This window comes from Mycetocola sp. Y442, assembly GCF_056898615.1.
Map to the genome: position 1 here is coordinate 658,745 of NZ_JBXHBV010000003.1, position 17,687 is coordinate 676,431.

At 63.9% G+C, this 17,687-nt stretch carries 15 protein-coding genes; 7 read left to right on the top strand and 8 right to left on the bottom strand.

From position 1 onward, the window contains the following. Positions 1 to 83: 83 nt before the first annotated feature. Both AC1X6S_RS14660 and AC1X6S_RS14665 read right to left on the bottom strand, forming a co-directional pair. A complete protein-coding gene (locus tag AC1X6S_RS14660; RefSeq protein WP_483406490.1) occupies positions 84 to 4,322 on the bottom strand; it encodes a DUF5979 domain-containing protein in 4,239 nt (1,412 codons plus the stop codon). Positions 4,323 to 4,625: 303 nt separating this feature from the next. After that, positions 4,626 to 6,467, bottom strand: coding sequence for a DUF5979 domain-containing protein (locus AC1X6S_RS14665; RefSeq protein WP_483406491.1), 1,842 nt, complete (start codon positions 6,465 to 6,467; stop codon positions 4,626 to 4,628). A 317-nt stretch (positions 6,468 to 6,784) separates the two neighbouring features. Between AC1X6S_RS14665 and AC1X6S_RS14670 the strand changes: the two genes are divergently transcribed. Both AC1X6S_RS14670 and AC1X6S_RS14675 read left to right on the top strand, forming a co-directional pair. Then, positions 6,785 to 7,381 (top strand): PepSY domain-containing protein, encoded by a 597-nt coding sequence (locus AC1X6S_RS14670; protein WP_483406492.1) that lies wholly within the window; start codon positions 6,785 to 6,787, stop codon positions 7,379 to 7,381. Between the two features lie 255 nt (positions 7,382 to 7,636). Then, the gene (locus AC1X6S_RS14675; protein WP_483406493.1) at positions 7,637 to 7,948 is read left to right on the top strand and encodes a hypothetical protein; all 312 of its coding nucleotides are present in this window, start codon (positions 7,637 to 7,639) and stop codon (positions 7,946 to 7,948) included. Between the two features lie 74 nt (positions 7,949 to 8,022). Here the strand turns inward: AC1X6S_RS14675 and AC1X6S_RS14680 are convergent, their stop codons facing one another. Continuing rightward, on the bottom strand, positions 8,023 to 9,603 hold the full coding sequence (locus AC1X6S_RS14680; RefSeq protein WP_483406494.1) for a CYTH and CHAD domain-containing protein: 1,581 nt from the start codon (positions 9,601 to 9,603) through the stop codon (positions 8,023 to 8,025). A 103-nt stretch (positions 9,604 to 9,706) separates the two neighbouring features. Here AC1X6S_RS14680 and AC1X6S_RS14685 point away from each other — a divergent pair, with 103 nt between their 5' ends. Together AC1X6S_RS14685 and AC1X6S_RS14690 are read left to right on the top strand one after the other, a co-directional pair. Beyond that, complete coding sequence (locus tag AC1X6S_RS14685; RefSeq protein WP_483406495.1) at positions 9,707 to 9,985, top strand: hypothetical protein; 279 nt, start codon at positions 9,707 to 9,709, stop codon at positions 9,983 to 9,985. Next, positions 9,982 to 10,434 carry a hypothetical protein gene (locus tag AC1X6S_RS14690; protein ID WP_483406496.1) on the top strand — a complete coding sequence of 151 codons (453 nt, stop codon included), beginning with the start codon at positions 9,982 to 9,984 and terminating at the stop codon, positions 10,432 to 10,434. Before AC1X6S_RS14685 ends, AC1X6S_RS14690 begins: the two co-directional genes overlap by 4 nt. On the opposite strand, the gene AC1X6S_RS14695 is transcribed toward AC1X6S_RS14690, so the two are convergent. Beyond that, complete coding sequence (locus tag AC1X6S_RS14695; protein WP_483406497.1) at positions 10,431 to 11,870, bottom strand: lipase maturation factor family protein; 1,440 nt, start codon at positions 11,868 to 11,870, stop codon at positions 10,431 to 10,433. The genes AC1X6S_RS14690 and AC1X6S_RS14695 overlap by 4 nt on opposite strands. Before the next feature lie 138 nt (positions 11,871 to 12,008). Here AC1X6S_RS14695 and AC1X6S_RS14700 point away from each other — a divergent pair, with 138 nt between their 5' ends. Beyond that, a complete protein-coding gene (locus AC1X6S_RS14700) occupies positions 12,009 to 12,785 on the top strand; it encodes a pyridoxamine 5'-phosphate oxidase family protein (RefSeq protein WP_483406498.1) in 777 nt (258 codons plus the stop codon). Positions 12,786 to 12,793: 8 nt separating this feature from the next. Here the strand turns inward: AC1X6S_RS14700 and AC1X6S_RS14705 are convergent, their stop codons facing one another. Continuing rightward, positions 12,794 to 13,216 (bottom strand): hypothetical protein, encoded by a 423-nt coding sequence (locus AC1X6S_RS14705; protein ID WP_483406499.1) that lies wholly within the window; start codon positions 13,214 to 13,216, stop codon positions 12,794 to 12,796. 133 nt (positions 13,217 to 13,349) lie between these two features. Between AC1X6S_RS14705 and AC1X6S_RS14710 the strand changes: the two genes are divergently transcribed. Further along, positions 13,350 to 13,742, top strand: coding sequence for a PPOX class F420-dependent oxidoreductase (locus tag AC1X6S_RS14710; protein ID WP_483406500.1), 393 nt, complete (start codon positions 13,350 to 13,352; stop codon positions 13,740 to 13,742). 33 nt (positions 13,743 to 13,775) lie between these two features. Here the strand turns inward: AC1X6S_RS14710 and AC1X6S_RS14715 are convergent, their stop codons facing one another. The 3 genes from AC1X6S_RS14715 to AC1X6S_RS14725 form a co-directional block, all read right to left on the bottom strand. Further along, positions 13,776 to 14,327, bottom strand: coding sequence for a type 1 glutamine amidotransferase domain-containing protein (locus AC1X6S_RS14715; RefSeq protein ID WP_483406501.1), 552 nt, complete (start codon positions 14,325 to 14,327; stop codon positions 13,776 to 13,778). A 163-nt stretch (positions 14,328 to 14,490) separates the two neighbouring features. Beyond that, complete coding sequence (locus tag AC1X6S_RS14720; protein WP_483406502.1) at positions 14,491 to 15,093, bottom strand: DNA alkylation repair protein; 603 nt, start codon at positions 15,091 to 15,093, stop codon at positions 14,491 to 14,493. A gap of 50 nt (positions 15,094 to 15,143) precedes the next feature. After that, entirely contained in the window at positions 15,144 to 15,626 is a 483-nt protein-coding gene (locus tag AC1X6S_RS14725) for a MarR family winged helix-turn-helix transcriptional regulator (protein ID WP_483406503.1), read from the bottom strand. Positions 15,627 to 15,886: 260 nt separating this feature from the next. Between AC1X6S_RS14725 and AC1X6S_RS14730 the strand changes: the two genes are divergently transcribed. Then, positions 15,887 to 17,662 (top strand): stealth family protein, encoded by a 1,776-nt coding sequence (locus AC1X6S_RS14730; protein WP_483406504.1) that lies wholly within the window; start codon positions 15,887 to 15,889, stop codon positions 17,660 to 17,662. Positions 17,663 to 17,687 lie beyond the last annotated feature (25 nt).

The following is a 17,687-nucleotide window of genomic DNA, read 5'->3' on the forward strand; positions in this document are numbered from 1 at the left end:
AGGCAACGCCGAGAACGGGGCTGTAATGGGTTTCCCCACTACAGCCCCGTTGTCATGGCTAGCCGGACTAGCCCGCTGACCCTCTAACTGTTCCGGCGGGCGGATTCACGTCGCCGGACCGCCGCGCCGCGGATCAGAATCATCGCCAGCCCGCCCGCGATCACCCCGCCCGCAATCAGCAGGGACATGCCCGGGTTGGAACCCGTCATCGGGAGGTAGCTTGAGCCACCGCCGCCGCCACTGGGGGTTTCTTCCCTGGTCACGGTGTTGGTGATCGTTGCGTCGACGAAAGCACCGGTCGCGATGGTGACGGTCACATCATCCGTCGCTGCTACCTGGATTCCTGCGGTCCCGCCATTCGTTGACTCCGTGACGGTGCACTCGGTTCCTGCCGGGATGCCCTGGAAGATCTGGATGTAGGAATCCGCCGTCGAGCCAGCCGGTATCGAGAAGGTGTCCGTCAATGCCTCACCGCAATCGATGTCGAGAACAATCTCGCCCTGGAGCCCGGAGGCTCCTCCGGTGATCACCTTTGTCACTCGCAGGCCACCCGGCTGGTAGCTGACGGTGTTCGTGATGGTTGCGTCGACCGTAGCTCCCGGCGCAACGGTCACGGTTACGTCATCAGTCGGTTCGACCACGACAGTTTCGGTCGCACCGGTCTCGGTTTCCGTCACCGTGCACTCCGTGTTCGCCGGAATGTTGTCGAAGGTCTCAACGTAGGAATCGGCCGTCGCACCCGCGGGGATCGTCACGGTGTCGGTGAGCGCCTCGCCGCAGTCGATCTCGAGAACGATCTCGCCCTGTAGTCCTGCCGCGTCTCCTGTGATCACTTTGGTCACGCTCAGGCTGCCCGGCTGGAACGTCACCGTGTTGGTGATGATCGCTTCGGCGGTTGCTCCCGGCTCGATCGTGACGGTCACGTCTTCGGTGGGATCAACCACAACGGCGGATGATTCACCAGTTTCAGTTTCAGTGACGGTGCACTCCGTTCCCGCGGGCAGATCCGTAAACGTCTGCACGTAGGAACCCGCGGTTGACCCTGCAGGAATCGTGACGGTTTCGGTCAGAGCCTCACCACAGTCGATGTCGAGAACGATGTCCTCCTGGGATCCGGCACCTTCACCGGTGAGAACCTTCCTCACCTGGAGAGCACCCGGCTGGAACGTCACCGTGTTCGTGATTGTCGCTTCAGCAGTCGCACCAGGTTCGATCGTGACGGTCACATCCTCGGTCGGGTCGACTACAACCGTGGACGACTCCCCGGTTTCCGTTTCCGTTACCGTGCACTCTGTTCCCGCAGGCAGATCCGTGTATGACTGCACGTACGAATCCGCAGTGGATCCGGCAGGGATCGTGAAGGTCTCGCTCAGAGCCTCACCACAATCGATGGTGAGGACGATGTCCTCCTGCGAACCCGCAGCCTCACCCGTGATCACCTTCGTCACGTTCAAGCCACCTGGCTGGAACGTCACCGAGTTCGTGATCGTCGCGTCCGCGGTCGCACCTGGCTCGATCGTCACGGTCACATCCTCCGTGGGGTCGACCAGGACCGTGGACGACTCACCCGTTTCCGTCTCCGTCACCGTGCACTCGGTACCCGCTGGCAGATCCGCGTAGGACTGCACGTACGAATCCGCAGTGGAACCGGCAGGGATGGTGAAGGTCTCTAACAGAGCCTCACCACAATCAATGGTCAGGACAATGTCCTCCTGCGAACCCGCAGCCTCACCCGTGATCACCTTCGTCACGTTCAGAACACCTGGCCGGAACGTCACAGTGTTCGTGATCGTCGCCTCGGCCCCTTCACCGGGCGGGATCGTGACGGTCACGTCCTCCGTGGGATCGACCACAACCGTGGACGACTCACCCGTTTCGGTCTCCGTGATCGTGCACTCGGTACCCGACGGCAGGTCCTCGTAGGACTGGGCGTAGGAATCCGCGGTTGACCCTGCAGGGATCGTAAAGGTCTCGCTCAGAGCCTCACCGCAATCAATGCTCAGGACGATGTCCTCCTGCGACCCGGCAGCATCACCCGTGATCACCTTCGTCACGTTCAGCACACCTGGCCGGAACGTCACCGTGTTGGTGATCGTCGCTTCGGCGGTTGCACCCGGTTCGATCGTGACGGTCACGTCCTCGGTCGGGTCAACCACGACCGTGGACGACTCACCGGTTTCGGTCTCCGTAATCGTGCATTCGGTACCCGCTGGCAGATCCGCGTAGGACTGAACGTAAGAATCGGCGGCAGACCCGGCAGGGATCGTGAAGGTCTCACTCAGAGCCTCACCACAATCGATGCTCAGGACGATGTCCTCCTGCGAACCCGCCGCCTCGCCCGTGATCACCTTCGTGACATTCAAGTTGCCCGGCTGGTTGGTCACCGTGTTGGTGATCGTCGCGTCGACGATCGTCCCCGGCGTCACGGTGACGGTCACGTTCTCCGTCGGCACCACCAGAGCAGTTTGCGTTGTCCCAGTCTCGGTCTCGGTGACCGTGCACTCGGTGTTCGCCGGAATATTGTTGAAAGTCTGAACATACGAATCGGCCGTCGCACCCGCCGGAATTGTGACGGTCTCGCTCAGCGCTTCCCCGCAACTCACCTGGAGGACAATCTCACCCTGCAGACCAGCAGCCTCACCCGTGACAACCTTCGTCACCCGAAGACCGCCTGGCTGGAAGGTGGCTGTGTTCGTGATTGTCGCATCGGACGTGGCTCCCGGTGCGATGGTGACCGTCACAGCCTCGGTTGGATCGACCACAACCGTGGAGGATTCACCGGTTGAGGTCTCTGTGACGGTGCACGAAGTTCCTGCGGGAAGGTCCGTGTAGGACTGAACGTAGGAGCCCGCAGCAGAGCCGGCAGGGATTGTGAAGGTTTCCGCAAGAGCGGCACCGCAGTCAATGCTGAGGACGATGTCCTCCTGCGAGCCCGCTGCCTCACCCGTAACGACCTTCGTCACGTTCAGCACACCCGGCCGGGTGGTGACCGTGTTCGCGATGGTGATTGTCTCGCCGTCCGCATCGACGGTCGCGCTCTGGGGTGCGTCGGTCGTCACCTCTACGGTCGTTGTCGACCCTGTCGTCGGCTCGGTGACCGTGCAGGTGTTCCCTTCCGGAATTCCCGGATAGGTGAAGGTTTGCGTCGTCGTCGCGTTGGCAGGGATATCCGCCGTGTAGGTGTAATCCTCACCGCAGTCGATGAGGAGTTGAATCGGACCCTGTTGACCAACAGCATCGCCCGCGAAGGTCTTATTGACCGTGAGGTTTCCGACAGCAAAGAAAGTGTGTGTCGCCTGCGCCACTGCCTCGAGCTCTGTGGTCTGCGCCAGAATCAGGTGCTGGGCCTCGGTCAGGTCGGGGTCGTTGCCGTCATAGATGTACACCTGCCCCCGCTGCACGGTCACAGCGGCCCGGGCGCTCAGCGTCGTGTCGTTGGCCGTCGTTGCGGTACTCGTGACCCAGAGGGAGGTGCCGGATGGCACCGTACTGTTGTTGGCCACAGGGATGGTCGCCGCCTCATCGGCGAAAAGCGCGTACCCGTCGGGCACCGAAACAGTCAACTCGGCGGCATTATCTGCCTCGACGACGAAGGGACCACCCGTTCCACCGACGGGTGCCTCGGCTGTCGTCGGAGTGATCGTGACGTTGGGAGCGGGCGGTTCCACGACGGGCCCGTTGGTCTGCGCCTCCTGGACAATCGCCGCTACTGCGTTCCGCAAAGGTCCCGGCGCGGTAGCCACCACGTAGCCATCAGTGAAGTACCAGATCGCGGCCTGGACCGCGGCGGCCTTCTGGGTGTTTGTCAGGCCGGTCGGTCGGTCCGTGGTCGGGTAGTAGTTGTTGAGGATGTAGGTCACGTAACCGATGTTGGGAATGGTTGATTCTTCCCAGGTGCCGCTTTCGTATCCGACCCCGTTCTGCGTCTGGACCCGGATGTTGATGCAGTACATCTCCGCCGTCAGGGTCGGGTCGGAGAGCGATGCCGTCCGGATGGTTCCCGCCCACGAGTTTTCTGGTGAATAGCCGGTGGTCGGATTAGTGGTGGGGTACGCCGCCGTGGGGTCCTGGGTGGTCGGTGTTGTCGGAAGGAACCCCTGGACTGTCTGGCCGGTACCACGGCCGAGGACTTGAATCTCTGTGTTTGACGCTCGCGGCGAGTTGCCACCGGGCTGGGGATCAGGTTCAGCGGCCCCGGCTGCGTTGCCGAAGGGCATGAGGAGCATCGCGAGCATCGCGAGAACGGCTGCGATCGAGAACACGAGTCGATATGGCGCAAACCGCCCGATCGAGCGAGGGCCGAAAATGGGTGCGGCGTTCATTGGTTTCCTCAACTTCATTACGTGAACGGGTCACATCTGGTTCGTTACGTGCACAGGTCACATCGGGCAGAACGGCCGCATCACAACCGCCAGTCGTGTCCGGGACCAGCCGAGCCAGCGAGCCGCCGAACACTAACGGTGATCATCCCCGTCGCTACGGCAGCGAATAGAGGCGAATGTCCCGTGCGGGCCCGGGTCCCGTGCTCTCGTGCTCTCGATTCAACTGCGGATGCCGGCGGCATCCGTTTGTTGAGAGAGAACCAACGAGAGGGCGCGCCGGAATCATCCGCCGCAGCCTCTCCGCTAGCATTTCTCGCTGCCCACAATCCTCGGGCGGCGCCGTGACGCCGCTGCTGCAAGCAGCACCATGAGCGTTCCAGCTGCGAGTACTCCTCCCGCCAGGAGCAGGGGCGCCGTCGGGTTCGCGCCCGTCGGGGGCAAGTACCCGGACTGGCCGCCGGTTTCCGGCGTCGACGGGGTCACCGGGGTTGCCGGTGTTTCTTCCTCTGTGACCGTGTTCGTGATGGTTGCGTCAACCACCAGACCAGGGACAATGACGACCGTGACGTCATCCGTCGCGTCAACCAGCACGGCCCCGCTGGCACCGGTACTGGTCTCCGAGATCGTGCACTCGGTGCCGGCGGCAAGGCCGAAGTATGCCTGAACATAGGAGCCAGCGACGGTGCCGGCGGGAATCGTCACGGTCTCGGCGAGCGCCGTGCCGCAATCGATGTCGAGCACGATCTCGCCCTGGAGCCCGGCGGCGTCTCCGGTCACGACTTTGGTGACGGTGAGATCGCCTGGCCGAAGCGTGACCGTGTTATCGACGGTGACCGTTTCACCATCAGCGTCGATCGTCGCCTCCTGTGGCGTGTTGCTCGTCACCTCGACCGCGGTTGTCGACCCTGTCGTCGGCTCGGTAACGGTGCAGGTATTTCCAACCGGGATCCCGGGGTACGTGAAGGTTTGCGGCTCTGTCGCATTGGCGGGGATGACACTCGTAAAGCTGAAACCTTCGCCGCAGTCCACCAGGAGCTGGATCGGGCCCTGCTGTCCAACCCCATCGCCAGCAAAGGTCTTGGTCACGGTCAAGCTTCCGGCTGCGAAGAAGCCGGGTGTCGCCTGCGCCACGGCCTCAAGTTCGGTGGTCCGCGCGAGAATCACACTCTGCGCGTCCGGCAGGTTGGGATCGTTGCCGTCATAGACATAGATCTGCCCGCCCTGCGCGGTCACCGCGGCGCGCGCGCTCAACGTCGTTTCATTCGGTGTCGTCGTTTCACTGGTCACCCAGATGGAGGTGCCCGAGGCAACAGTGCTGGGGTTCGCCAGCGGGGTTGTCGCTGCCGCATCGGCGAACATCGAGTATCCGGTCGGCACCGATACCGTCAACTCGGCGGCACCCTCAGCGGCGACAACAAACGGCCCGGCAGCTGAACCCACAGGAGCTTCGGCTGTCGGCGGAGTAATCGTCACATCGGGAGCGGCTGGCTGAGCCGTCGGCCCCGCGGCCTGCGCTGCTTCGACGATGGCCACCGTTGCCGCCCTCACGACCTGCTCAGACGTGTTCACGATGTAGCCATCGGTAAACCACCAAATCGCGGCCTGGACGGCGGCGGCCCTCTGGTTATCTGTCAGCCCACTGGGCTCGGTGGTGGACGGGTAGTAGTTATTGACGATGTAGGCCACGTATCCGATGTTGGCCACGTTGGCCTCGTCCCAGGTTGCACTCTCGTAGCCGACACCAACCTGTGTCTCCACCCCGAGCTCGATGCAGTACACCTCAGCCGTCAGGGCCGGGTTGTCGACCGAACTCGTGATGATCGTTCCCGCGTACCTGCCCACCGCTTGATACCCGGTCGGATTGGCGGTTGGATACGGCTCAGCCGGATCGGGCGGTGACGATGTTGGCGGCGCGAACGCCGCGACTCTCTGGGCAGCACCCAGGGCGGTGGCTCGGATTTCCGTGTTCGCACCCGGCTCGGCATCGGAGATGGGAAATGGGTCAGGCACTGACGCCCTCGCTGCACCGCCCAATGGCGTCAGGACCATCGCGAACAGGGCGATGGCCGCTGCGAACAAGAACAGGACTCGATACGCACCGAACCGTCCCATCGAGCGACGACTAAAAATGGGTGCAGCGTTCATTGGTTTCCCCAACATCCTGTGAACTGGTCGCATCTGACCGACCGGGACCCCCTCACTACAGCCCCCGCCGTGTGCCTGCGTGCCGCCGGAGTCGGAGAGCCGCAAACACTACCCGCGATCATCCCTTCGGGTGCGGCAGCGAATAGAGCCAAACGTCCTGTCCCGGCCCGGCGTCAGGGCGCATCGTCCCTACCCGAGGATGTCGGCGGCATCCGTTTCGCCTTCCTGAAATTGGCTTCAGGAGGCTTCAGGCCTGCTTCAGCGAGAGACGGGCACAGTGGAACAAACGCCACAGCAAACGCCACAAGGAGGCTCTCGTGAAGAAGAAGACAGTGTTGATCGGATCCGCACTCGCAGCAGTGCTCGTGCTCGGAGGAACCGGCGTCGCCGTCGCGGTGACCGAGCCGTTCGACAACGATGAGCAGCTCACCGGCTCGTCGCTCGAGAAGGCGTCGAAGGCAGCCCTCGACGAGGTCGGCGAGGGAAAGGTGACCGACTCAGAGGCTGACGGTTCGGGTTACGAGGTTGAGGTCACCCGCGACGACGGAACCGAAGTGGAGGTCGTTCTGGACGAGTCTTTCGCCGTTGTTCGGGTTGATGAGGGTGACGAGGATTCAGAGACGGATGCCACCGAGAACGGTGATGCCGGGACGAATGCCGCTGAAACGGACGCCACTGAAACTCCGCTGACCGCCGACGAGCGCGCACAGGCTGAGGCTGCGGCGCTTGCCGAGGTTCCGGGCACCGTCACCGACGTCGAGCGCAGCGACGACGCCGACCACGCGTTCGAGGTCGAGATCACCCGCGAGGACGGCACGCAGGCGGACGTCGAACTCGATGACGCATTCGTGGTTGTACGGGTCCTCGAGGACGCAGCGGACACCACGGATGATGGCACCGCCAGCACCAACTAATCGATTTCCCGAGGAGGGGTTCGGGCGCCTGGCGCTCGGCCCCTCCTTTTGTGCGTGCCGGGAAGTGTGCCGGGAAATTTGCGCGGTGAGGTTACGCGCCCGCGGTGGCCGAAAGCATCCGTTCCGGTCGAAAGCAACCGTTGCGCCGGATGTTCTCGACCGGAACTGATGCTCTCGCGCGCGTCGACCTGAGCGGAAGCAGCCCCGGAGCGCAAGGGGGTTCTGGGTATCGGCCCGCCCCCGTAACCTCGACGCATGAGTGATGAAACACTGAACCCAGGACAGGGCGTACCGAGTGGTGACCCGGTGGAAGAGACGCCGAGTGGTGACCTCAACGACGTTGAGCAGACCACGAAGGACCGGTCATACAGTCCGTCGAGCGCGGTCGAGACCGAGGAACTGCAGAACGCGGGCGGCGATTCGCCGGCCCTCGACGATCCTGACATCGACGATGACAACGTCACTCTGTTGCCCGGCACGGGTGGACCCGATGATGTCGGCGACATCGACGTCGACCCGGGTGAGATCGATATGAGCGGGAACGCCGGCAAGCCTCACGCTGAGTGACGTCGGGGCTCGGCCCCACTGCCTCCCCAGGAGCCTCAAGGCGGGCACCTGGGGGAGCAGTTCACGCCGCCGCCCTAGAACCGATCGGCGAGCTTCTCCACATCGTCGATCGCTTCGGATGACTCGGCGAGCGCCGTGTCACCGTTCCGGTCGTTGATGCCGGCGAGAACTCCGTAAACGAAGGTCCTTTCCCCTTCGGCATCGGCACGGTTCGCCGTGAGCACCAGGTGCTGACCGAACAGAACACTGTCGTGATGCTCACCGAGCGTGTCCTGCACGAGCTCACCCGCCTTCGCGACGCGTTCGTACTTCGAGCCGAAGCCCTTCTTTCCTGCCACGGTCTCAGCGACATAACGCAACCGCCGTGCGGCTCGCCGCACCGCATGCAGCTGCACCTCGAGGTCAGTTCCCGCATTGCCGATGGCATCCGCACGTTTCGTCACCCGACGGATCTCACGACGGACCGTCTTCCTCACGACCTTCTTCGCGGGCTTCCACGCGGCTTTGGTCAACGGAGGGTCAGCGACGAACTCATCGAGCGCATCGAGCAGTCGAAAGTACGCGGTCGACGTCATCAGCCGGCGCAGGCGATCGTGAGCATCCCGGTAGTCGACTTTCGCACCGTCGATGAGCCGAAGTCTGGCATCGTCATCATCGTCCTGCGGCGGCAACCCGTCGAGGTATGCGATCGCACGCATCCCACGCACCTCCGCGTCTCGCACCTCACCCAGCGCGGCACCGAACCGCTTGAGGCGATCGCGCAGATCATCGGTGGCTGGGCGGTCGAACAGCTTTCGATATGCGGCTAGTACACTCCGCAACCGCCGTATGGTCGTCCTCATCCGGTGGACAGCGTCCGGTTCGTCGGCACGCGCCGCAGGGTCCGCCTGCTCGAGGGTCAGAACCAGCGTGGAGAGAGCCTCGACGACAACGGATGCCGCACTCCCGTCCGGCAGCTCGGCCTTCGTCGGCTCCTCCTCGGAGAGACCGACCTCGTGGGCGGGAACGACATCGGTGAGTGAATCACTCCCGAGCGTGCGGGCCAGTTTCGAGACACTCGACGACGGATGCGCACCGACAGCTCCGAGCATCCGTTCGATCTGGTCCAACAGCACGGTCCTGCCCTCTTCGGTGTCGGGAGCACCGCTCAGCAACTCGACCTCCCACTCTCGCCACCTGCGGAGGGCTTCATGGCGGATGTCGGTTGCCTCGACCTCGTCATCGGCAAGCTCGACCACCCCGACACCGGTCGCGTCCTTGAGGTGGACCGCGGTCCGCGTCGTCGAAATCCGTGCGAGCGGCGTGACCTCTCGGTCGCGCACCCACACCCGCACTGGTTCGAGCACAGCGTCAGGAACCGCACCGGTGTCTTCCCCGAGGGGCCAGTGCAACTCTGTACGCCCCTCCGCCGCCGGCATCTTGATGTGCCAGCCCGCGTCTGACCCGCCCTCGCGCCGCCGGATGATGATCCGACGCCTCGCGAGATCGAGATCAGCCGTGTCGTAGTAGACGGCCTCGAGAGTGACCGGATCCTTCACTTCGACCGATGCAATACCTGCAACCCCCACCAGCTCAGGGAGCTGCACATCGCGGTCGACGTCATACTTGCGCTCGATCTCGACCTGCGAGCGGCCCGGTTCCGAAGAGTTGGTCATATGTCCTGTTTACCCTCTCGGGACCGATGCTTCCATTCCGGCCAGCAGAAACGGGGGTCACCAGAGGCCGAGCGCCATCTCCTTCCTGGCCAAAAATCCAGCGATGGACAACGGATGCCACGAACGGATGCCACGACTGGATGCCATCGTCAACCCCTGTGACTCGGGGATGTACCCGGCGTACGCTCACCACATGACGACCAACGACTCCGGTGAGTTCTCCCGTGAATCCAGCCCCACATCGACCGACCCGCTCGACAGCGATGCGAACCCCTCGGATGACGCGGCTTTCGGCTCCGACGACGGAATCGGCGATGGCACAGGACTGGGCGAGGGCAACGGTAACGCCGGGCAGTCGTCGGAGGACACCCCTTCCGAATGAGCGGCAATCTCTCGCCGGCTGACCTCGACCTCGACCCGTCCAGCGGCTCACCCCAGCAGCTCTACCGCTGGTTTCTGGCGAGCGTGCTGTTCGGGCGTCCGATCCAGCAGTCCGTCGCGGCCGAGACGTATCGGATTTTGATCAAGCGCGACTTCACGAGCCCGCAGAAGTTCGGCGAGATCGGCAGGGAACCACTCAGGCGACTCCTCGATCAGGGCGGATACGTTCGCCTCGATTACCAGATGGCCGACACCCTCCACGCTGTGATGCGCTCGATCATCAGCGACTACGGATCAGTGCACCGGCTCGTCGCCACCGCCGAGGACGAGAACGAGCTGACCAGGCGCCTCACCGCGCTCAAGGGAATCGGGCCGGTCACCGCGCGGATCTTCACCGACCAGATACCCGCAGCGGTATACGGCTCGGCACGCGAGGACGCGCGCGGTTAGTCCCGCCCCTGGGGGTGAAGGGTCACCGGATCCACGAGCGTCCCGACGAGCGTGCGTGACCACCACGCACCGGTCCGGCGCTTCTCTTCGGGTGTCGAATACCTGTAACGGAATACCCGGGCGCGGATCCATCGTGGTGGGGCCACCGGAAACGGATTGACGCCGAGCAACCGTATCGTGCGATAGTCGCCGGCGAGCAGCCGCACAATCAGCATCTGGAACCAGCGATTGTCGGGCGACCCGAGCGCCAGAAACCACATCAGCCAATCCAGCCTGAGGTGGTACGGAGCGATCTGCGGCGGCATCCGTGTCACATCGCCCGGCTTGCCCTTGAATTCGTAAGGCAACCACTCCGAGTCGGGTCCGGGGTGCTCGTCAGTGCAGCCCTCGACAATCACCTCGAGCCGCACCTTCGTCACCGTGCCGAAAGCGCCGTACGCATTCACGAGGTGGTACCTGTTGAAGCTCGCATTCATGAGTTGATGCCGCGCAAACAGGTTCACGAGCGGCCGCCAGCTGAGAACGGCCAGGAACGCGGTCACCGCAAGCACGACCACAACGAACCAGAGCGGCGTCTCCGGTTGCTCAGCATCGAGCAGGAGACCGGGGAACACCGCCTGCACCTCGTCATCACTCACCGCCGAGAATGCGAGCACGATGGTGATCCAGTTGAGCCAGGCAAAGTTACCGGTGAAGACCAGCCACAGCTGGGTCAGGATGATGATCACCGCAGCGACGGATGCCACGGGCTGGGGCGCAAACAGAAAGAACGGGACGACGAGCTGGGTGAAGTGACTGCCGAGCACCTCCCCCTTGTGGAACCACCGCGGCAGGTGGTGTGCGTACCAGCTGACCGGGTTCGGCATCGGCTGGGTCTCATGGTGATAGGTCAGTGCGGTGAGGTCACGCCACTCGGACCCGCCACGCATCTTGATCATTCCGGCACCGAATTCGAGCCGGAAAACCAGCCAGCGAAGGAAAATGATCACCACGAGCGGCGGAGCGACCTCGTCCGAACCGAGGAACGCAACGATGAACCCGGCCTCGCAGAGCAGGCTCTCCCAGCCGAAGCCGTAGAACGTCTGCCCGATGTTGACGATCGACAGGTACCCCACCCAGAGCAGCAGGAAAGCCACCATGGGCAACCACGGTGGCCCCTGCTGCGGCAGACCGACCACCAGGGTCGCCGATAACCCCGCGCCGGCCGAGGCGATGCCGAGCAAAAACGAATCGCTGTACTTCCAGTGGAACAGGCTCGGGGACTGCCGAAAAGTGACCCGGTTCAGAAACCACGGCGCGGGCGCCAGGCCACGCTCGCCGAGCAGGGCAGGAAACTGGTTGGCCGCAGAAATGAACGCGATCAGGTAGAGCGCAGCGATGCCGCGCTGAAGCACCTGGCGCGCCAGCTCGTAGTCCCCCGCTGCAAACCACTCCATGATGCTGCCGACGGTAGTCCCGGCCTCCGGGGTGCTGTCAACCGCTTGAGAACAGCTGTCGCGCCAGCGTAGCGTCGCAAGGGATCGACCGGCGCGTGCATTCTGCGCGCCGTCACGCACAACGAGGGAGACAGAGCGATGACGTTGAACAACCCATTCGATTCAACCCGTGCCGGACACTCAGGGACGCCGGGCTCCCCGGGTACGACAGGCGCCGCCGGTGAACCCATTGGCACCAGCGCAGACACCGTCAACACGGCATACGGCCGCACCGATGCTGCGCACGGCGCCGACACGATCCCGGACCCCAACGACACGGCTGAGGTGACAACCACCACTGACGACGGGCTCATCGACGCCGGCATCAGTGACGCGGTGACAGCGCCGAGCACCGCCGAGGAAACCACCGATCCGTCTTCGCCAGAATTCCACGCCGCCGAAGACGACGACATGGTCACGATCGCCAGGCTGGTCAAGGCGTCGAAGATTGCACTGCTCACCACGGTCACGCCGAGCGGCCAGCTGCACAGCCGTCCGCTTGCGACCCAGGAATCCGACTTCGACGGTGACCTCTGGTTCTTCACCCAGGACCCGAGTTCGAAGGTGGAAGACATCCGCTCGAACGACCAGGTCAACGCCGCTTTCGAGTCGGGCAAGGGCTACCTCTCGATCTCGGGTTCGGCGACGCTCGTGCACGACCGCGACAAGATCAACGAGCTGTGGAGCCCCGCCCTCGAGGCCTGGTTCCCCGACGGCAAGGACGACCCGACGGTCGCCCTGATCAAGGTCAGCGCGCAGTCGGCCGAGTACTGGGCGTTGAACGAACCAGGCGTTGTGACCATGTTCAAGATCGCAAAAGCCGTGGTGACCGGGAACCAGCCCGACATCGGCGACAACAAGTCGGTCGACCTCTAGGCTGCCCCTCAAGCCAGGTAGTCGTCAGGAGCGATCCACCGCACCCCGCGCTTGTGGCTCAGCAATTGAGCTCGAACCGGCACGCCGGCCGCGGCGCATTCGGCATTCAACTGCCGCGCCCACGCCCGGTCGAGCTGGGTGAGGTCAGCGCCCGCGTATCGCTCCCAGACAAGGATTACCCGGACCGCCCCCGCGGACTCCATGATGGTCGCCACGCCGGTCGCCAGCGCATGGGCCTCTGCGGGGCGGGGCTGCACCGGAAAGTCGTCGATCGGGACGAGCATGGGCAGCTGCACATCATCGTCGTCGAGAAAGAGCAGCCAGAGCTGCCGTCGGGAGGCGCGGCCGATGAGGGCGCTCACCCGTTGTTCAATGAGCTCGTCTGTGTCGAGCGGTTGCTGATTCGCCGTCGAGGCGCTGATCTCTGTCATGGCTCGATACTCGACCTGCGCGCGGGGCCCGGCCGACGGCATCCGGAATCTGTGGACAAACGGATGCCTGTGGATAACCGCGGCGTCCCTGCCGGTGCTGTTCAGCGAAACGACGCCGCCGTACATTGGGAACATGACAGTTGAGATCCCGCAGCATCTCCGGCACCTGCTGACCGATGCAAACTTCGGCAGCCTCGCCACAGTGCGACCCGACGGCACAGCGCAGGTCAACCCGATGTGGTTCGATTTCGACGGTGAGAACCTGCTGTTCACGCACACGACCAAGCGGGCCAAGTTCCGCAACCTGCAGAAGAACCCGTCGATGGCGTTCTCAATCTTCGATCCGGAGAACCCGCTGAGCTATATCGAGCTTCGCGGAGAGCTCGCCGAGGTGCGCCCGGACCCCACCGGGGCGTTCTACGTGCGACTCGGCAAGCGTTACGGCAATGCCACGCAAGAAGCGCCGCCGGACAGCGCCGATCGGGTGATCCTCGTGATGACAATCACGCGGGTGATCGGACGCTGAATCCGGCGGCGCCTCTGATGGTGACCGGAGAGACTACGCGGTCTGCCCGGAGTGCTCGCCCTCGGCGATCTCTTCGACGAACTTGGCGTTGAACGCCGGCAGGTCATCGGGTGTCCTGCTCGAAACGAAGCCGCTGTCGACGACGACTTCTTCGTCGACCCAGTTCGCTCCGGCGTTGATCAGGTCGGTCTTGAGGCTCGGGTAGCTCGTGAGTTCGCGGCCACGGACGACGCCGGCCTCGATCAGGATCCACGCGCCGTGGCAGATGACGCCAACCGGCTTGTGCTCCTCGAAGAAGCTCTTGGCAAACGCGACCGAGTCATCGTCCATGCGCAGGTGATCGGCGTTGACGACACCGCCGGGCAGCATGAGCGCGTCGAACTTCGAGGCTGACGCGTCGGCCGAACGCACGTCAACGTCCTGCTCGTGCCCGTTCTTACCCTCGATCGTGCCGATCTTCGGTGAGACGAGAACTGCCTCGCCACCGGCATCCGTCACCGCCTGCCATGGGCTCGTCAGCTCGGAGTCTTCAAAACCATCGGTCAGCAGAAATGCGACCTTCTTGCCAGAGATATTCTCAGTCATCGTGCTCCTTTCGGGGCCTGCCACGTTACGCCCTGGGCCATGCGCGGGCACAGGCCTTGACGGGTGCTCCGCGAGCCACTATCCGCGGGGACGAATGCCGGACACGTGGGATGCCGGACACGTCGCCGGTGGGATCTCCCGCGCGGTGTCTCCGGCACTGGCGTCACGTCGCCAGGGCATCCAGCACGAGGTCGATGGCCTCGCTGACGATTTCACTGGCGTACGGTTCGGCGAGAATTGCCCTGGCCTGGCGCGCAAACCGCTCGGGGTCGCCCGTCCCTGCGCGCAACGCGCGGAGCGGGGCGAGGATCGCGGCGCGACGGAGCCACACGTTGTTCTCTCCGAGCCAGCGGTCAAGGGCCGCACGAGCCTTGCTCTGGCCCACGTCATCCAACTGCTCGATCATCGGCCCGACGACGTCTGTCGCGAGCGGGTCGACCAGCGAGCGAGCACGTCCGTCACGGAGGAACCCTTCGATCCTGGTCAGGTCCGAGTTGTCGAGCATCGCCACGTGTGACTGCAGCAACACGACCGCCGCGAGCCGACGTTCGTAGATCGGGGGCCGCCACAGCTCGGATGCCAGAGCGGTGATCTCGTCGTGCGACATCCCGCGGTATTTGCGCATGGCATCCCGAACGGTACCCCGCACGGCACCGACCGACGCGCCGTACGATCCCAGCCCGCTCGAGTCCCGGTCGTCGGCGGGCGGCGTCCACGCGGTCTCCCGCCGCAGAGCCGCGTCGATGAACTCGCCGGCCTCAGTCATTCCACAATTCTCGCTCAGCCCCTATCCGAGCTCGACCGGCGCTGACAGCCTCAGCGCGCTTGCCTGGCGAACCTGTGGTCGGGATCGAGGGTGTCGAGAATTCGCCCCATGATGCGATCGAGGTCTGCGATGTCCGCGGCGTCCAGCGGGTCGATGACGTTGTCCCTCACAGTGTTCACGTGACCGGGCGCCGTCGCCACCACTTTCGCCATCCCCGCGTCGGTGAGGTGTGCGTTTGTCGCACGCTTGTCCTCGGCGCACGGCCGGCGTTCGATGTACCCCTTCTTCTCCAGTCGGGATGCCACGTGCGAGAGCCGCGGAAGCGTTGCGTTCGTCGCCGACGCAAGGGCCGTCATCCGAAGCACGTGGTGAGGGGACTCGGAGAGCATGGCGAGCACGAAATACTCGAAATGGCTAAGTTCAGCGTCACGTTGCAGCTGCGAGTCGAGCACGCCGGGCAACAGCTCGACCACCGCAACGAATTTCTTCCATGCGTTGAGTTGGTCCTCATCGAGCCAGCGTGCGTCAGTCATGAAGCCAGTCTACTAATGCTTGACGCTACAACCATCCATTATCCGCGAGTTTCCGCTGTCCTACGCGGTTCGGTCACGGCCTGAGAGCGCGTCCAGAGGTGCTCAGGAGTCATTCGGCGCCGGGTGTGTTTAGAATGAGCACTGCGACACCGGCCACCCGGCCGCTCCGTCGACCCAGCGCAGGCAGCGCCGCCATGCCCGCAGATGCGGAGCGCACCACACACGCCGATACGGCGAACCCATCGAGAAGGGTGGCGATCATGACGACGTTTAACACACCGAAGAAGCACAAGACGGCGACCGAGAGCGCCGCCGATGCGTTTCGCCGTGATAACCCGATCACGGCGTCGATGCCGATCATCAGTGAGTCACCGGAGCTCGTGCTGCTCTCAAACGGCACTCGCCTGAACCGATTTTCCCGCGACGATGTGGTCCTTCGTAAGGGCGAATTCACGCTGATCAACGGCCACCTCACCCCGCGTGAGTCCATGATCACCGACCTGCTCAGCATCCGTCGGGTGCTCGAAGACGCAGACATCCCGTATCTCCTGGTGCGTGGCAGCAACGGCAACCCGGTGATCGCTGTCGATCGCAAATGCCGTAAGCAGCTCTCGGCCGCATTCGCCGCCGCCTACGAGGACGAGCCGTTCTACGCGAAGGCCATTGACCCCGCGACGCTCCGGGACGGCGGAAAGCCCGGTAAGACGCCGGATGCCACCCCGACGCTGCTCGCGGACGGCACGTTCGCGAGCGACAAGAAAGCATCGGTTTTCCGGCTGTACCGTCCCCGCATCGAGCCGATCGGGCGGTTGCGTTACGGCCCGGATACCGCCGTGCAGCTCGAACTTTGGCGGTTTGGTGAGGACGAGATCGTCGCACCCGTCGAGAACGCGTTGATGCGCAGGAGGCTGCCACGGTCGGAAGCGCTCGAAGACACGGTCGAGATGTTCGGCCAGACCTGGCCCACCCTGCAGAATATGTTCGCGGATCTGGCGAGCGACGTGACGTTCGATGTCGACATGGTCTTCTCGTGGGTTGACGGCTCAAGCGAAGAGTTCCAGCGCGCACGCGCGAAGCGGATGCAGAACTACGTCGTTGGTGACGGCGACGACTCCGACGCCCGGTTCCGGCAGATCAACGAGCTTAAGTACGCGCTCAGGAGCGTCTACATGTTCGCGCCGTGGGTGCGCCGCATCTTCATCGTCACCGACTCACCCCGCCCCGAGTGGCTGGCTGAGCACCCCGCTGTCACCCTCGTCCGCAGTGAGGACCACTTCAAGGACACGAGCGTGCTCCCGACGCACAACTCGCACGCTGTCGAGGCCCAGTTGCACTACATCGAAGGGCTCTCAGAGCACTTCCTCTACTCGAACGACGACATGTTCTTCGGGCGCCCGATCAGCCCCGACATCTTCTTCTCGCCCGGTGGGATCACGAAGTTCGTGGAGGCATCCACGCGCATCGGACTCGGTGACAGCGACCCGTCGCGCAGCGGTTACGAAAACGCGGCTCGTGTCAACAGGGGACTGCTCCGCGAGCGGTTCGGCAAAGTCACCACGAGGCACCTCGAGCACTCGGCAGCACCCATGCGCAAGAGCGTCCTGCACGAGCTCGAGGCCGAGTTCCCCGAGGAGTTCGCGCGCACGGCGGCGAGCCGGTTCCGCTCGGCGACCGACATTTCGGTGACCAACTCGCTCTACCACTACTACGCGCTTATGACGGGGCGAGCGGTCGTGCAGACCAACGCCCGAGTGAAGTACATCGAGACGACGCTCAAGTCGTCACTGCCGTCGATGGAGCGGTTGCTCAAGCGCCGCGACCAGGACATGTTCTGCCTCAATGACGGTTCGAAGCCCGAGATCTCGGTTGAGAAGCGTACGGAGGCTGTCACCCGGTTCCTCGAGCACTACTTCCCGTTCGCGGCCCCGTGGGAGACCGAAGTCGCCGTTCACGGCGCAGAGCCGGAGCTGATGCAGGAGGGCGTGACGGTGTCCATCACCGAATCATTCACGGCCTCGGTCACGGACGCGATCTAGCCGGTCGTCGCACGGCGACGTCAGG

Bases quoted from the DNA above. Each gene is read 5' to 3' on its own strand.
- AC1X6S_RS14680 (WP_483406494.1), bottom strand. From the start codon at position 9,603: ATGACCAACTCTTCGGAACCGGGCCGCTCGCAGGTCGAGATCGAGCGC.
- AC1X6S_RS14690 (WP_483406496.1), top strand. From the start codon at position 9,982: ATGAGCGGCAATCTCTCGCCGGCTGACCTCGACCTCGACCCGTCCAGC.
- AC1X6S_RS14730 (WP_483406504.1), top strand. From the start codon at position 15,887: ATGACGACGTTTAACACACCGAAGAAGCACAAGACGGCGACCGAGAGC.
- AC1X6S_RS14695 (WP_483406497.1), bottom strand. From the start codon at position 11,870: ATGGAGTGGTTTGCAGCGGGGGACTACGAGCTGGCGCGCCAGGTGCTT.
- AC1X6S_RS14700 (WP_483406498.1), top strand. From the start codon at position 12,009: ATGACGTTGAACAACCCATTCGATTCAACCCGTGCCGGACACTCAGGG.
- AC1X6S_RS14675 (WP_483406493.1), top strand. From the start codon at position 7,637: ATGAGTGATGAAACACTGAACCCAGGACAGGGCGTACCGAGTGGTGAC.
- AC1X6S_RS14715 (WP_483406501.1), bottom strand. From the start codon at position 14,327: ATGACTGAGAATATCTCTGGCAAGAAGGTCGCATTTCTGCTGACCGAT.
- AC1X6S_RS14665 (WP_483406491.1), bottom strand. From the start codon at position 6,467: ATGAACGCTGCACCCATTTTTAGTCGTCGCTCGATGGGACGGTTCGGT.
- AC1X6S_RS14710 (WP_483406500.1), top strand. From the start codon at position 13,350: ATGACAGTTGAGATCCCGCAGCATCTCCGGCACCTGCTGACCGATGCA.
- AC1X6S_RS14705 (WP_483406499.1), bottom strand. From the start codon at position 13,216: ATGACAGAGATCAGCGCCTCGACGGCGAATCAGCAACCGCTCGACACA.
- AC1X6S_RS14660 (WP_483406490.1), bottom strand. From the start codon at position 4,322: ATGAACGCCGCACCCATTTTCGGCCCTCGCTCGATCGGGCGGTTTGCG.
- AC1X6S_RS14725 (WP_483406503.1), bottom strand. From the start codon at position 15,626: ATGACTGACGCACGCTGGCTCGATGAGGACCAACTCAACGCATGGAAG.
- AC1X6S_RS14685 (WP_483406495.1), top strand. From the start codon at position 9,707: ATGGACAACGGATGCCACGAACGGATGCCACGACTGGATGCCATCGTC.
- AC1X6S_RS14720 (WP_483406502.1), bottom strand. From the start codon at position 15,093: ATGACTGAGGCCGGCGAGTTCATCGACGCGGCTCTGCGGCGGGAGACC.